Genomic DNA, 16,501 nt, shown 5'->3' on the forward strand with positions numbered 1-16,501 from the left:
GTGAAATGAAAAGGGCCCCGACGGGGCCCTTACCAGAACAAGCAGGAATTTACGCGGCGTTGGGTGCCGGATCCGCACCGACCGTAGGCCCACCCGTCCCACCGGAATTGCCCGGGCGCGGCGTGAAGTCCTTGGGAGGACGCGGGTCCTTGCCGGCCATGATGTCGTCGATCTGGTCGCTGTCGATGGTTTCCCATTCCAGCAGCGCCTTGGCCATCGCGTGCATCTTGTCCTTGTTGTCCTCGATCAGGCGACGGGCGAGCCCGTACTGCTGGTCGATGATGCGGCGCACTTCCGCATCGACCTTCTGCATGGTCGATTCGCTGATGTTCGTGGTCTTGGTCACCGAGCGGCCCAGGAACACCTCGCCCTCGTTCTCCGCGTACACCATCGGGCCCAGGGCATCGCTCATGCCGTAGCGCATCACCATGTCGCGGGCGATGTGCGTGGCGCGCTCGAAGTCGTTGGAAGCGCCGGTGGTCATCTGGTTCATGAACACTTCTTCGGCGATGCGGCCGCCGAACAGCATGCTGATCTGGCTGAGCATGTATTCGCGGTCGTAGCTGTAGCGGTCCTGTGCCGGCAGGCTCATGGTCACGCCCAGCGCCCGGCCGCGCGGAATGACGGTGACCTTGTGCACCGGGTCGCACTTGGGCAGCAGCTTGCCCAGGATGGCATGGCCGGACTCGTGGTACGCGGTATTGCGGCGTTCCTCTTCCGGCATGACCATGGACTTGCGCTCCGGGCCCATGATGATCTTGTCCTTCGCCTTCTCGAAGTCCTGCATCTCCACCACGCGGGCACTGCGGCGGGCGGCCATCAGCGCGGCCTCGTTGCAGAGGTTGGCGAGGTCGGCGCCGGACATGCCGGGGGTGCCGCGGGCGATGATGCCCGGGGCGACGTCCTGGCCGATCGGGATCTTGCGCATGTGGACGTTGAGGATCTGCTCGCGGCCGCGGATGTCCGGCAGCGTCACGTAGACCTGGCGGTCGAAACGGCCGGGGCGCAGCAGCGCGGCGTCCAGGATGTCCGGGCGGTTGGTGGCGGCGACCACGATCACGCCCAGGTTGGTCTCGAAGCCGTCCATCTCGACCAGCATCTGGTTGAGGGTCTGCTCGCGCTCGTCGTTGCCGCCGCCGAGCCCGGCGCCGCGCTGGCGGCCCACCGCGTCGATTTCATCGATGAAGATGATGCAGGGGGCGTTCTTCTTGGCGTTCTCGAACATGTCGCGCACGCGGGCCGCGCCCACGCCGACGAACATCTCGACGAAGTCGGAGCCGGAGATCGAGAAGAACGGGACCTTGGCCTCGCCCGCGATGCCCTTGGCCAGCAGCGTCTTGCCGGTGCCCGGAGGCCCGACCAGCAACAGCCCGCGCGGAATGCGTCCGCCGAGCTTCTGGAATTTCTGCGGGTCCTTCAGGAAGTCGACGACTTCCTTGACCTCTTCCTTGGCCTCGTCGCAACCGGCGACGTCCGCGAAAGTGATCTGGTTGCTGCTCTCGTCGAGCATCCGCGCCTTGCTCTTGCCGAAACTGAAGGCGCCGCCCTTGCCGCCACCCTGCATCTGCCGCATGAAATAGATCCATACGCCGATCAGCAGGAGCATCGGGCCCCAGCTGACCAGCAGGGTCATGAGCAGGGAGCCCTCTTCGCGCGGCTTGACGTCGAACTTGACGCCGTTGTTGATCAGGTCGCCGACCAGGCCGCGGTCGAGGTAAGTGGCAGTGGTGCGAACCTTGCGGTCATCGTTGGTGATGGCGACGATCTCGGTGCCGCCCTGGCCCTCCTGGATGACCGCGTTCTTGATCTGCTTGTTGCGCACCTGCTCCAGGAAGTCGGAGTAGCCGACCACGGAAGCGCCGGCGGCGCCACGGGTATCGAATTGCTTGAATACGGTGAATAGCACCAGGGCGATCACCAGCCAGACGGCGATCTTCGAAAACCACTGATTGTTCAAACTGAATCTCCGGGTTGGGCCCATGCAGCCCATGTACGGGGGCAGGTGCCGCTCATTCTAGGGGTTTCAATGGGTGGAACGATCTATTTCTCGCCATGGGCTCCATAGGAGGCGGCGCCGTGGCCGCGTCAGGGAACACGCACGGTTCGGGTCCTCCGGACAATCGGACCCGCCCAACACGCGCTACGTTTGCCCCCGACCCCGCAGATGCAGCCAAGTTGAATCCTATTGTAAGTATCAGCTGCCATTTGTTCGAGAAAATGGGCCGCCCTCCGGGCGCCTGGGTTAGCTCGCTGCCCCGGAAAAAGCTTCCCGCGGCACTCTGCCCCATTGTTGGCACACGTTGGGTCGAGATGCGACTTTCACCATCATCGGCAACCCGATGCACCCACTTTCCTGGCGTCCCGATGCAACACAGCATTTGCTTACCGAAATACACAGGTCTATAAAGATTCCCCTTAATGCAAAAGGATCGGTGGTCCTGCACCGCGCACGACGAAACCGGTTCCACATGACACGGAAGGAGCCCGTGATGAGAGAAAAGTGGCAGCTTGTCGTTCACATGGGCTGGCCCGGCTTGTTCCGCTTCGCGTTCACACCTGCGACACGCGAGGCAGCTGTGCCGTACGCACAGGCTGCTTTCGGCCACGCCGCCTCGCCGCGCCACGCGGATCCCCTCGCCGAGCCAGAGGTGGATGAAAGGCGGGGCGGCATGAGCGAACCGTGGGTGCGCACCTGGGAACACCTGGTCAGCGCCGGGCGCGACCTGGCCGACGTCCGGCTGCCGCGCTTGCGGACTGCCGCAAGCAGCCGGCGGGCCCTGGGGGAGTTGCTGATCTCCGCGCAGGAAAATGAGCGCCGGCGCATCGCCTTCGACCTGCACGACGGCATCGGACAATCCCTCAGCCTGCTGAAGCTCTCGGCGGAAAAGTCGGCGCGCCTGATGGCGCAAGGCGCGGCGAAGGAGGCCGAGGAGGCCCTACGCCAGTTGCGTCCCCGCATCGACGAAGCGCTGGCCGAAGTACGGCACGTCGCCATGGAGTTGTGTCCGCCCATGCTGGAGGATCTGGGGCTGCTGCCGACTCTGTCCTGGTTCTTCCGCGAGTTCGAAAGTGCGAGTGCCGGAGTCGTGCTGGTACGCACGATCAAGGTCGCCGAGCACGATGTGCCCCGGCCGCTGCACGTCACTGTGTTCCGCATCCTCCAGGAGGCGCTGCATAACGTCACCAAGCATGCCAACGCGGGTTTCGTCCAGGTGCGGCTCTGGCGCGAAGGCGGAACCTTGCGGTTGTCGATCGAGGACGACGGTTGCGGTTTCGATCCGCACGCCGCCCGCGCCAGCCAGCGCGATGGGGCGGGCCGAGGGCTGCTGAGCATGCGGGAACGCGCCAGGGTCTCGGGCGCGTCCTACCGGCTGCACTCGGCACCCGGCGACGGGACCACCATCTCCATCTCCTGGCCGGAGGCGAAGCTTCCGCGTCACTGAAATACAGTGAATTGCTGAGGGGCACCTACCGTGCTCGCTCCATCCGGGTTGGCGCCAGACAGGCTTAAGGTAGCGCACGCGTAGCGCGGCTCTCAGGCACCAAGGGTAAACGATGAACCGGAAGCACCGCATCTTCATCGTGGATGACCACGCGCTGCTGCGCAGCGCCTTGCGAGCACTGCTGTCCCAGGTCCCGGACCTCGAGGTGGTCGGCGAAGCGGGCAACGGCCACGACGCGATCCGGAGCGTGGCGGCGACGATGCCGGAACTCGTCCTGATGGACATCTCCATGCCCGGCATGAACGGCATCGAGACCATCGTCGACCTCAAGCGCCGCTCTCCCGGCGTGCGGCTGCTGGTGCTCACCATGCACAGGGCGGACGAGTACATCCTTGCCAGCCTGCGCGCCGGCGCGGACGGCTACATGCTCAAGGAGGGGACGCACGAGGAACTGCTCATTGCTGTCAAGAGCATCCTGAACGGCAAGACTTACCTCAGCCCGGATGTGTCGGGCGGCGTGATCAACGGCTACGTGAACAGCGGCGCGTCAGTGCGGGCCACCACGCCGTGGGACCTGCTCACGCACCGCGAACGCGAGATCCTCAAGCTGATCGGAGAGGGACACTCGAACAAGTCGATCGCCAAGTACTTCTCCCTCAGCACCAAGACCGTGGAAAAGCACCGGTCCAACCTGATGCGCAAGCTGGACCTGCACAACTCCGCGATGCTCACAAGCTACGCGATCCAGAAAGGGCTCGTCCAGAACTGAGCCCGCAGTTCGAGCGGGCAACAGCGCCATGCGTCCACTTGTGGGATGAAGCGCGGACCCATGCGTGCCCGCGCCGGCCTTCTACGGCGTCACCTGTATTGCGGCAGGCGGAGCCGCTTCCTACCCTCGGCTCATGAAGGTCCTGATCGTCGACGACAACCCAGGCTATCGCGCCACGCTGCGCTCCCTGCTGGCGGACCGGTTTCCGGCCGTCGAAGTCGCGGAGGCACCAAGCGAGGCGGACGGCCTGGCGCAGGCGCTGTCCCCCGCACACGACCTGGTCTTCGTGGACCTGCGCCTGCAGAATGGAAGCGGATTCGCCCTGATGAAGGCGATCAAGGAGGCGTGTCCGCGCTGCATCGTCTGCGTGATCAGCAACTATGCGCTGCCGGAGTACCGGAGCGCGGCCTTCGAGAGCGGTGCGGACCTGTTCCTGGACAAGGGCGAGGCGACGGCCTCCGACATCCTGGCGGTCGTCGAATCCGTCCTGCAGTCCGTCACACGCGGATAGGCGAGGCGCGCAGCGCGGGTGCGCAGGCTTGCTGTACCCACTACGTATCCGGCGATTACAGCCTTCACCGCATGTGCAACACAAGGTCGCGCCCTTTACGCTTTGACCCAACAAGAGCCGCTGCCCTGCACGGCCCTGGAGGAGGTCAGATGAACGCACAACAGAACGCCGCTCGTGCGCACGCCGCACGCCCACGCGTGCACGGCTGCCGTGGCAAGGCCTCCCCGCGCCTGCGATGGCGCGGCCTGAACTCCTAGCCTTTCCTCCCACCCGCAGCCGACCCCGTCGGCACCAGTGACAGCCCGCCGCGAAAGCGGCGAGCGCGGACAAGCATTGCCTGTGCCAGTCCAGTCCGCGCCTTCCTTCACCGCCTCCTCAGGAGATTCGCATGGCTACGTTGAACCTGTCAGACCTGGAATTCATCCAACAACAGATCCTGATCGCCGAGGCCCACGCCGCCGGTGCCGATCTCCTGTCGCTGGTGCCCGACGTGTTTGCGCCCGTCGGCCTGCGCACCGTCGACGGCTCGAACAACAGCCTGGTGGACCCGCTGCTCGGCGCGTCCGACCAGCCCTTCCCGACGCTCGTCCCGCCCGATCCTCCGGGGGCGTACGGCGCCGGCGGCTGGGTGTACGACGCGCAGCCCCGCATCATCAGCAACCTGGTCGCCGACATGACCAGCGACAACCCCGCCGCGGTGCAGGCGTTCGTGGATGGCGGGCTCGGCAGCATCCGGGAGTCCGACGGCGCCCTGCTCGATGCGGAGGGCACCGTCATCCCCGCCGGCACGCTGCTGACGATCCCGAACGTCGCGCCAGACGCCGGCCTCTCCGCGCCATTCAACTCCTGGTTCACGTTCTTCGGGCAGTTCTTCGACCACGGGCTCGATCTCGTGAACAAGAGCTCCACCGAGGTCATCGTCATGCCGCTGCAGCCGGACGACCCGCTGTACGTGGAGGGCAGCCCGAGCAACTTCATGGTCGTCGCGCGCGTCACCAAGGACGCGGACGGCAATCCGACCAACGCCACCACCCCCTTCGTCGACCAGAACCAGACCTACACCTCGCATCCCTCGCACCAGGTCTTCCTGCGCGAGTACGTGCTGGATGCCGACGGGCTGCCGGAGGCCACCGGCAGGCTGCTCGATGGCGTGAACGGCGGGCTGCCCACATGGGCCGACGTGAAGGCGCAGGCGCACGACATCCTGCACATCGACCTCGACGACCTCGACGTCCTGAACCTGCCGCTGGTGCTGACGGACCCGTACGGCAACTTCGTCCCGGGGCCCGACGGATTTCCCCAGATCGTGACCGGCGGCGGCCATCCGCCGCCCACCCTGTCCGGCAGCGAAGGCACGTTCGTCGACGCCAGCCTCGCCTTGCGCGCCGGCCATGCGTTCCTGAACGACATCGCGCACTCCGCCGCCCCGATCAACGACAGGGGCCAGGTGCTCACTGCCGACGCCGACGACCAGATCAACGACGGCCCGCCGGACGCCGGCAAGTACGACGACGAGCTGCTGGACCGCCACTTCATCACCGGCGATGGCCGCGGCAACGAGAACATCGCACTGACTTCGGTGCACCACGTCTTCCACGCGGAACACAACCGGCAGATCGACGCCATCAAGGAAACGCTGCTCGCGAGCGGAGACCCGGCCGTCATCGCTGCCTGGCAGCTGCCCGACGGCTCGTGGAACGGCGAGCGGCTCTTCCAGGCCGCGCGCTTCGCCACCGAGATGCAGTACCAGCACCTGGTGTTCGAGGAATTCGCGCGCAAGATGGATCCGAACATCGACGAATTCCTGGCTCCGGAAGGCTACGACGTCACGATCAATCCGGCCATCGTCGGCGAATTCGCGCACGCGGTCTTCCGCGTCGGCCACACGATGCTGACGTCGTCCGTCGACCGGTTCGACGCCCAGTTCAACGACGAGAGCCTCTCGCTGCTCGACGCCTTCCTGAACCCGGTCGCGTTCGACAACGACGGTGCCCTGACGGCCGACCAGGCCGCGGGGGCCGTGGTGCGCGGCATGACGCGCCAGGTCGGCAACGAGATCGACGAGTTCGTGACCGACGCGGTGCGCAACACCCTGCTGGGCCTGCCGCTCGACCTCGCGGCCATCAACATCGCGCGCGGGCGGGACACGGGTGTGCCGTCGCTGAACGAAGCGCGGCGCGAGATGTACAACCAGGCGCTGGAGAATGCGGCGACGGGGGTCGCCGCCAGCGAGCTCAAGCCGTACACGAGCTGGCTCGACCTGGCGCTGAACCTGAAGCACGAGGCCTCCGTCGTCAACTTCATCGCGGCGTACGGCCTGCACGGGAGCATCCTCGCCGCCACCACGGTCGCGGACAAGCGCGCCGCGGCGGCGGCGCTGGTCTTCGGCGGCGCCGACTCGCCCGCCGACCGCCTCGATTTCCTGAACGGCACCGGCGACTACGCGAACGAGGCCGATGGCCGCACCGTCACCGGCGTGGACGACATCGACCTGTGGATCGGCGGCCTCGCCGAGAAGCAGATGCCCTTCGGCGGCATGCTGGGATCGACCTTCAACTTCATCTTCGAGAACCAGCTGGAAAGCCTGCAGAACGGCGACCGCTTCTACTATCTCTCGCGCACCGCCGGACTGCACTTCGGCACCGAACTCGAGAACAACAGCTTCGCCAACCTGGTGATGCTCAACACGGATGCCACGCACCTGCCGGGCGACGTGTTCGCGACACCCGGGCTCACCCTCGAAGTCGATCCGACGAAGCAGTTCACGGGACTTGGAGAGGACGGACGGGCGGATCCCGAAGGCGGGACCGAACTGCAGCCGCTCGTGATCCGGGACGGCCCCGTAGCGTCGGACCGCGGCATGCATTACCTGCGCTACACGGGTCCGGACCACGTCGTCCTGGGCGGCACCGGCGAAGACGACACGCTCATCTCCAGCGAGGGCGACGACACCCTCTACGGCGACGAAGGCAATGACCGCATCGAAGGCGGCTACGGCAACGACATCCTTCGCGGCGGCGCCGGTGACGACATCATCACCGACGCCGGCGGCGACGACGTCATCCACGGCGACGAGGGCAACGACGTCATCCACGGCGGCCCCGGCGGGCTGCTTGCTCCGCAAAACCTGTTCGGTGGCGACGGCAGCGACTTCATCATCACCGGCGAGGACATCTCCACCACCTTCGGCGGGACGGGCAACGACTTCATCCTCGGCTCCAAGCTGAATCTGCCGACCCTCGGCAACGAAGGCGACGACTGGATCGAGATCGGGACGCAGGACGGCGCCGGCGGCGACAACTTCGACCCGAAGGGGATGGGCACGATCCGCGGCAACGACGTGTTCATCACCGGCGAGGGCTTCGACGAAGGCGAAGGCGAAGGCGGCGACGACATCATGGTGATGTCCGACGGGCAGGAGAACTGGACCGGCGGCGGGCAGTTCGACTGGGCCAGCTACGCGAACGACCCGTTCGGCGTGACCGGCGACCTCTTCATCAATGCGCGGGCCGAGCTCCCGCCCACGCCCTCCAACCAGGGCATCATGGACCGCTTCGCCGAGGTGGAAGGCCTCTCCGGCTCCCACAACTCCGATTACCTGCGCGGCGACAGCGACCTGCTGGCCCACGTGGTGGTCGGCATTCCGGCGCTGGACCAGACGCTCGAGAACGTCGGACTGTACGACGGGCTGCAGGAGCTCCTTGGCGACGGAGCGACGTTCTTCAATTCCGGCAACATCATCCTCGGCGGCGACGGCAGCGACCTGCTGGAAGGACGCGGCGACAACGACATCATCGACGGGGATCGCTGGCTGAACGTGCGCATCAGCGTTCGCGAGAACAGCGACGGGACCGGGGCGGAGATCCGCAGCGAGGACAGCATGATCCCCCTCGTTCCGGACATGCTCGCCGGCCGCTACAACCCCGGCCAGCTGCAGATCGTGCGCGAGATCCTGCCGGGCAACGGCGAATTCAACTACGACACGGCGATGTTCTCGGGGAACCTCGACGAGTACGACATCACGCCGCTGGCGGACGGCGGCTTCCTGGTCGACCACGCCCGTCCGCTGCGGCCGAACTTCAGCGACGGGATCGACACCGTGCGCAACGTCGAGCGGCTGCAGTTCAACGACCAGGCCATGGTGCTGGCCGCCGGGAACGAAGGCCCCACCGGCTTGTTGTCGCTGAACGATGGCACGCCTCAAGTCAACCAGGTCCTTACCGTTTCTTCGGCCGGCATTGAAGACGCGGACAACGGCGGCTCGATCGCCGGTTCGCGGATCGCGTATTTCTGGCAGGTCGAAAGCGTCCCCGGTTCCGGTGTCTTCGATGACATCGTGACGGCGGTGCTCGGCAACCGCGAGTCCGCGACCGGCCCGACCTTCACGGTGACCGCGGCCCAGGACGGGCTCGCGCTGCGCGTGCGGGCGGTGTACCTGGACGGCCATGGCGTGCTGGAGAACGTTTACTCCGCGCCCACCGACCCGGTCACGGGGGCCGTGGCGCCCCCGCCGCCACCCGGTGTCCTGCCCGCCGAGAGTGACGTCGCCACGCCCGGCGTCCACCTGATCCGGTCCGACCTGCAGTTCATCCTCGACCAGATCCTGATTGGCGAAGCGAACTCGAACGCCTATGGACACGACCCGGTGGCGCTGCGCGACCTGATCCCCAACACGCGCCTGCCCTGGGGCCTGCGCACCGTGGACGGCTCGTACAACAACCTGCTGGACGGCCAGGAGTTCTTCGGCGCGTCCGACCAGGACTTCCCGATGCTGATCGACCAGATCTTCCGCGACGACGGCGACGGCGACAACTTCTTCGGCATCACCAACACCAACTACGCCACCAGCGGGCCCGGCGCGAACGTCGTGGACAACGACCCGCGCATCATCTCCAACCTGGTGGTCGACCAGACGGAGACCAACCCTGCGGCGGTCGGCGCCAATGACGGCGCCACACCGGTCGTGAGCCCGGGCCTGGACGGCCTGTTCGGCACGGAGGACGACCGGGAAGTGTTCTTCATCCCCAACGTCGCGCCGGACGCCGGGCTGTCCTCGCCCTTCAACGCCTGGTTCACCTTCTTCGGCCAGTTCTTCGACCACGGACTGGACCTCGTCGACAAGGGCAACAACGGCGTCATCTTCGTGCCGCTCGAGGCGGACGACCCGCTGGTGGCCGGCGCCGACGGTGAATTCGGCACCTCGGACGACCTGCCGGTGCAGCAGCGCTTCATGCTGCTCACGCGCGCGGACAACACCGCGGTGCAAGCCGGCGACGACGGCATCTTCGGCACGTCCGACGACAAGCACTTCCACAACAACGAGACGACGCCCTTCGTCGACCAGAACCAGACGTACACGTCGCATGCCTCGCACCAGGTATTCCTGCGCGAGTACACGACCAACGCGGCGGGCCACACGGTCGCCACCGGCCGGCTGCTCGACGGCGCGAACGGCGGCATCGGCAACTGGGCCGAGGTCAAGGCGCAGGCCGCCCAGTACCTGGGCCTCCTGCTGAACGACGCCGACGTGCTGGACGTGCCCCTCATCGCCACGGACCTGTACGGCAAGTTCATCCCCGGGCCCCATGGCTTCGCGCAGCTCGTCACCAACAACGGGCTCGTGGAAGGCGTCGCCGGCGGGCTGGACATCCACAACCTGCCGGACATCGACGGCCATCCGACGACGGCCGGCCGCACGGGCCACGCCTTCCTGAACGACATCGCGCACAACGCCGCGCCGGTGTTCGACGCCAGCGGCCATCTCGCGCCGGATGGAGACCACGTTGCCGGCAACGTGATCATCCCCGGCCCCGGCGGCCAGAACCCGGTGTACGACGACGAGCTGCTGGACAAGCACTTCCTCACCGGCGACGGGCGCGGCAACGAGAACATCGGCCTGACCACCGTGCACTTCATCTTCCACGCCGAACACAACCGGCTGGTGGACTACATCAAGGACCTGGTCGTCGCCTCCAACGATCCCGACTTCGTCGCCCAGTGGAAGCTGGACGTCGGCACGCCCGACGAGTCCTGGAACGGCGAGCGCCTGTTCCAGGCAGCCCGCTTCGTCACCGAGATGCAGTACCAGCACCTGGTGTTCGAGGAATTCGCCCGCCGCGTGCAGCCGAACATCGACCCGTTCCTGCCCGAAGGCCAGAACTACGAGTCCGACATCAATCCTGCCATCGTTGCCGAGTTCGCGCACGTGGTGTACCGGTTCGGGCACTCGATGCTGACCGAGACCGTGGACCGCTTCGATGCGGACTTCAACATGGTCCATGGCGACAAGCAGCTCGGGCTGATCGCCGCGTTCCTGAACCCGCTGGAGTTCACCGCCAGCGGCGGGGGCGGCGCCGACAACGACACCGAGGCGGCCAGCACCATCATCCGCGGCCTCACCCGCCAGGTGGGCAACGAGATCGACGAGTTCGTGACAGAGGCGCTGCGCAACAACCTGCTGGGCCTGCCCCTCGACCTGCCCGCGATCAACATGGTGCGCGGCCGCGATGCCGGCGTGCCCACCCTGAACCAGTCGCGCGCCGAGTTCTACGCGATGACGGGCGACGCCAACCTCAAGCCGTACACGAGCTGGGCTGACCTGGCGGGCCACCTGAAGCACGAGGCCTCGCTGGTCAACTTCATCGCGTCCTACGGCAGGCACGCGGAACTGGCCGCGGCCGACGTCGACACCCTCGCGGACCGCCGCGCGGTCGCGGTGGCGCTGGTCCTCGGCGGCAGCGCCGTGATCAATGCCGGGACCGACCAGGAGCGCATCTTCGTCGCCGACGAGGCGGACCGGTTCGCGTTCCTGAACAGCACCGGTGCCTACGCCAACCTGGCGAGCGGCGCGACCACGACCGGCGTCGACGACATCGACCTGTGGATCGGCGGCCTGGCCGAGAAGCAGACGCCGTTCGGCGGCCTCCTCGGGTCCACCTTCAACTTCGTGTTCGAGACCCAGCTGGAGAACCTGCAGAACGCCGACCGCTTCTACTACCTGGAGCGCACCGCCAGCCTGAACTTCAACTCGGAACTCGAAGGCAACAGCTTCGCACGGTTGATCATGGCGAACACCGACGTGACGCACTTGTCCGGGCTGGTGTTCAGCACGCCGGCCTTCACGCTGGAAGTGGACCCCTTGAAGCAGTACACGGGCCTGGACGGCGGCCGAGGCGACCCCGAGGGCGACGTGATCCGCGGCGACGGGTTCCTCCAGTACACCGGCGTGGAACACGTCGTCCTGGGAGGCTCGTCCGGCAATGACACGTTGATCGGCAGCGAGGGCGACGACACCCTCTGGGGCGACGAAGGCAACGACCGCCTTGACGGCGGCACGGGCAACGACCAGATCCGCGGCGGCGCCGGCGACGACATCATCACCAACCTGTTCGGCGACGACAACCTGCAGGGCGGCGACGGCAACGACGCCATCCATGGCGGCAGCGGCATCGAACTGGTGATCGGCGGCCACGGGAACGACTTCATCGTCGGCGGCAACGACGCGACTGAAATCATCCCCGGGCCCGGCAACGACTTCATCCTGGCCGGCAAGGGCAACGAATTCACCTTCGGCAACGAGGGTGACGACTGGATCCAGGAAGGCAACGCGGACGGCGCCGCGGGCGACAACTTCGACGTCCTGAGCCGCGACCTCATCCCCGGCAACGACGTCTTCATGGGTGGCGGCGTGGCCGACCGCATGGACGGCGAAGGCGGCGACGACATCATGATCGGCATGGGCGGCCAGGTGGACCGCTACGCCGGCTTCTCCGGCTTCGACTGGGCGTCCTTCGCCCACCCGACGCAGGGCGCGTACGCGGACATGAACCTGCGCATCTCCAACACCGCGAACATCCTGCCCGGCTCCCTGGCGCAGACGCAGACGCGCTTCTCGCTGACCGAAGGCATGAGCGGCTCCGCCTTCAGCGACGTGCTGATCGGCGACGAGGCCGGCGCCGACGCGCTTGCGGCGGCCGGCGCCAACGGCAGCGTGCTGAGGAACTTCGACCTGATCGAGGGCCTGCACGAGTTCGTCGGGCTGGACAAGACCTTCTTCGACGGCGGCAACATCATCCTCGGCGGCGGCGGCAGCGACATCCTGCAGGGCAACGGGGGCGACGACCTCATCGACGGCGACATGGCGCTGGACGTGTACATCAGCGTGCGCGCGAACCGTGATGGCACCGGGCCGGAGGTCGGGATGGCGCACGACATGCGCGAACTGATCGACGACGTGTTCTCCGGCGCGATCGCCCCCGGACAGCTCCAGATCGCCCGCCACCTGGTGCAGCAGGCTCCGGCTTACGACACGGTGGTGTTCCGCGGCAACATCGAAGAGTACACGATCGACACCGATCCCCTGACCGGCGCGGTGATCGTCTCGCACAGCGTCGACGGCGGGCCGGTGGGGATCGACGGCGTCGACCGCCTGACCAACATCGAGCGTCTGCAGTTCGCCAACATGGCAGTGATGCTCGACTGGGACGAGATGCCCATGGGACTGCTGGAGATCAGCAACACCCGGCCTCGGCAGGGCGAATTGATTACCGTCTCCGCAGCCGGCGTCACCGATGGCGACAACCCGACCGGCGCGATCACGAGCCCGATCTCGTACTTCTGGCAGGTCGAAACGGTGCCGGGCAGCGGCATCTTCGACGACATCTCCGTGACCACGCCGGCCGGCGACCTGCTGGCCACGGGCACGAAGTTCCGGCCGGGCGTGGCCGAGGCCGGGCTGCTGCTGCGGGTGAAGGCGATCTACCAGGACGCCAATGGCACGCTGGAAACCGTGTTCTCCGAACCGACGGCGGCGGTGGACAACGCGGTTCCCACCGGGTCCCTGACCATTTCGGACACCTCGCCCACGGAGGGTCTGGCCCTGACGGCGACCAACCTCGTCACGGATCCGGACGGCACCACCACCTCGGTGTTCAGCTTCCAGTGGCAGGAAGGCGCGCTCGGCGGCGGCGGGCCGTTCACCGACATCGTCGGTGCCACGACGGAAACGTTCACGCCGACGCAGGACCAGGTGAACCGGCAGTTGCAGGTGGTCGTGAGCTTCGTCGACGACGCCGGGCAGCCGGAGACGTTTACCTCGGCGGCGACCATCGTGACCGGGGACTTCATCGGCCCCGATGACGCGTCGCAGACGCTGACCGGCACCGAAGGGCAGGACATCATCTTCGGCGGCGGCGGAGCGGACAGCCTGATCGGCCTGGGCGGGAGCGACCTCCTCGATGGCGGCGTCGGCAGCGACACCATCGTGGCCGGCAATGGAAACGACACCATCAGCTATGTCATCGGCGACGGCGCTGACGCGATCGATGGCGGCAACGGCGCGGACACCCTGAACATCCTGGGGACCGCGGGAAGCGACCTGCTGTCGGTCCTCACGTCGGGCGGCGTGCTCGCTGGCGTGGCGGGCGGAACGGTGACAGGCGTCGAAACCGTCACGGCGAACCTGCTGGGCGCGGCAGACACGCTCAGCTACGAGGGCAATGCGGAAGGCGTGACGGTCAACCTCGGAGCCGGGACGGCCTCGGGCTTTACCACCATCGCGGGCGTGGAGCGCGTGGTGGGCGGCAGCGGCAATGACACGCTGGCGGGTGGCGTCGATGGTGACGCGCTGGATGGCGGCCAGGGCAACGACGCTCTGAGCGGGGGCGATTCGGCCGACCGGCTCACCGGCGCAGCGGGCGACGACGCGCTCACGGGCGACGCCGGCGACGACACGCTCACGGGCGATGCCGGGGGCGACGCGATCGACGGCGGAGCCGGCAACGACGCGCTCACCGGCGGTGCTGGCGCGGACCAGATCCGCGGTGGCGCCGGCGACGACACGATCGAATACACGCTGGGTGACGGCGCTGACGATGTGGACGGCGGCGCGGACACCGACCGCCTCAACATCCGGGGAACCGCTCTGTCCGACACGCTTTCGGTGGTACTTGCCGCGGGGCTGATCACGCAGTTCGACGGCAGCCGCGTGGCGAACGTCGAGTCGGTGGTCGCCGACCTGCTGGGCGACTCGGACACCTTGAGCTATGCAGGCACCACCGAGGCGATCACGGTTGACCTGGCAGGTACCGCATCCGGCTTCACTTCCATCACCGGCATCGAGAACGCGGCGGGCGGCAGCGGCAACGACACACTGGCCGGCGCGGCCGGCGTCAACACCCTGACAGGCCGCGATGGCAGCGACATCTACGTCGTGGATAACGCAGACGTCGTGGTCGAGCTTGCGGGCGGCGGGGCCGCGGACGAAGTGAGGACCGCCTCGGGCAGCTACACGCTGTCGGACAACGTGGAGAACCTCACGTATACCGGCACCGCCGATTTCGCGGGCACCGGCAACGCCGAGAACAACGTGATCACCGGCGGCACCGCGGCCAACGTGCTATCGGGACTGGGCGGCAACGACACCCTCCTCGGTCGCGGCGGCACCGACGCGCTTTTTGGCGGTGCTGGCAACGATACGCTCCATGGCAACGGCGGCAACGACAATCTCGACGGCGGCTCGGACGCAGACTCCCTGGCAGGCGGCATAGGCAACGACACGCTTGAGGGGGGCGATGGGAATGATGTGATCAACGGCGGTGACGGTGCCGACATCATCAACCACCAGGTGGGCCACGGTAGCGACGTCGTCACCGGCGGCCTCGACAGCGACCGGCTGAACGTCAGGGGGACGGGCGCCGACGAGACGCTGGCGGTGATCCTCACCGCCAGCGTGCTCACCGGGGTGGACGGCGGCTCGGTGATCGACGTGGAATCGGTGGTGGCAGACCTGCAGGGCGGCACGGACACCCTGGATTACGCGGGCAACACGCAGGCGGTCGTCGTGAACCTGGCGGGCACCGCCACGGGGTTCACCTCCATTGCGGGTATCGAGAACGCGGTGGGCGGCAGCGGCAACGACACGCTGACCGGGGCTGCCGGCATCAACACGCTGACGGGCGGCACTGGCAACGACATCTACGGGGTGCAGGACCAGCTGGACGTGGTGGTCGAAAGGGCCGGAGAAGGCACCGACGAAGTGCGCTCCACCGCGAACATCTATGTGCTGTCCGAAAACGTGGAAAACCTCGTCTTCACCGGCGCAGGCAATTTCGTCGGGACCGGCAATGCGCTGGCGAACGTACTCACCGCGCTTGGCGGCGCCGACACGCTGCTGGGTCAGGGAGGCAACGACACCATCAACGGCGGCGCGGGGAACGACGCGCTGAGCGGCGGCGCCGGCAACGACGCAATGAACGGCGGTAACGACAACGATACGCTGGACGGCGGCGACGACAACGACGCGCTTGACGGCGGCAGTGGCGACGACCGCCTCCTCGGCGGCGCCGGCAACGACGCGCTCGACGGCGGCGCCGCCGTCGACAGCCTCGATGGCGGCGCAGGCACAGACTCCCTCACGGGGGGCGCCGGCAACGACGTCATGGAGGGCGGCGCCGGCAACGACGCCATGGACGGCGGCGCCGGGGACGACGTCTTCGTGTTCCGGAGTGGGTTCGGGGTCGACAGGATCACGGGATTCGATGCGAACCCGAACGGCGGACAGGACCTGCTGGACCTGCGGCCGCTCGGCATCACCGCGGCCAACTTCGCCACGAACGTGACCATCACGGTGCTGAACATCGACAACACGGGCCAGCTCGACACGCTGATTCGCTTTGCGGGCAGCGCCGACGCCATCGAAGTGCTCGCGGTCGCCGGGAACGGCCAGAACGTGATCACTGCCCAGGACTTCATGCTGGGCTGACATGAAGTCGTACCCGC

5 protein-coding genes are annotated in these 16,501 nt (G+C 67.1%); 4 read left to right on the forward strand and 1 reads right to left on the reverse strand.

Annotated features, from left to right (window positions below):
- Positions 1 to 49: 49 nt before the first annotated feature.
- On the reverse strand, positions 50 to 1,957 hold the full coding sequence (ftsH, locus tag WG902_RS04395; RefSeq protein ID WP_340058712.1) for an ATP-dependent zinc metalloprotease FtsH: 1,908 nt from the start codon (positions 1,955 to 1,957) through the stop codon (positions 50 to 52).
- A gap of 532 nt (positions 1,958 to 2,489) precedes the next feature.
- Here ftsH and WG902_RS04400 point away from each other — a divergent pair.
- The 4 genes from WG902_RS04400 to WG902_RS04415 all read left to right on the forward strand — a co-directional run bounded on the left by WG902_RS04400 (position 2,490) and on the right by WG902_RS04415 (position 16,484).
- The gene (locus WG902_RS04400) at positions 2,490 to 3,443 is read left to right on the forward strand and encodes a sensor histidine kinase (RefSeq protein WP_340058713.1); all 954 of its coding nucleotides are present in this window, start codon (positions 2,490 to 2,492) and stop codon (positions 3,441 to 3,443) included.
- A gap of 112 nt (positions 3,444 to 3,555) precedes the next feature.
- A complete protein-coding gene (locus WG902_RS04405) occupies positions 3,556 to 4,212 on the forward strand; it encodes a response regulator transcription factor (protein WP_340058714.1) in 657 nt (218 codons plus the stop codon).
- A 133-nt stretch (positions 4,213 to 4,345) separates the two neighbouring features.
- Positions 4,346 to 4,723: a response regulator gene (locus WG902_RS04410; RefSeq protein ID WP_340058715.1), complete on the forward strand. Its 378-nt coding sequence runs from the start codon at positions 4,346 to 4,348 to the stop codon at positions 4,721 to 4,723.
- A 388-nt stretch (positions 4,724 to 5,111) separates the two neighbouring features.
- Entirely contained in the window at positions 5,112 to 16,484 is an 11,373-nt protein-coding gene (locus WG902_RS04415; protein WP_340058716.1) for a peroxidase family protein, read from the forward strand.
- Positions 16,485 to 16,501 lie beyond the last annotated feature (17 nt).

Source organism: Ramlibacter sp. PS3R-8 (assembly GCF_037572435.1).
In the GTDB taxonomy this organism is placed as follows: domain Bacteria; phylum Pseudomonadota; class Gammaproteobacteria; order Burkholderiales; family Burkholderiaceae_C; genus Ramlibacter.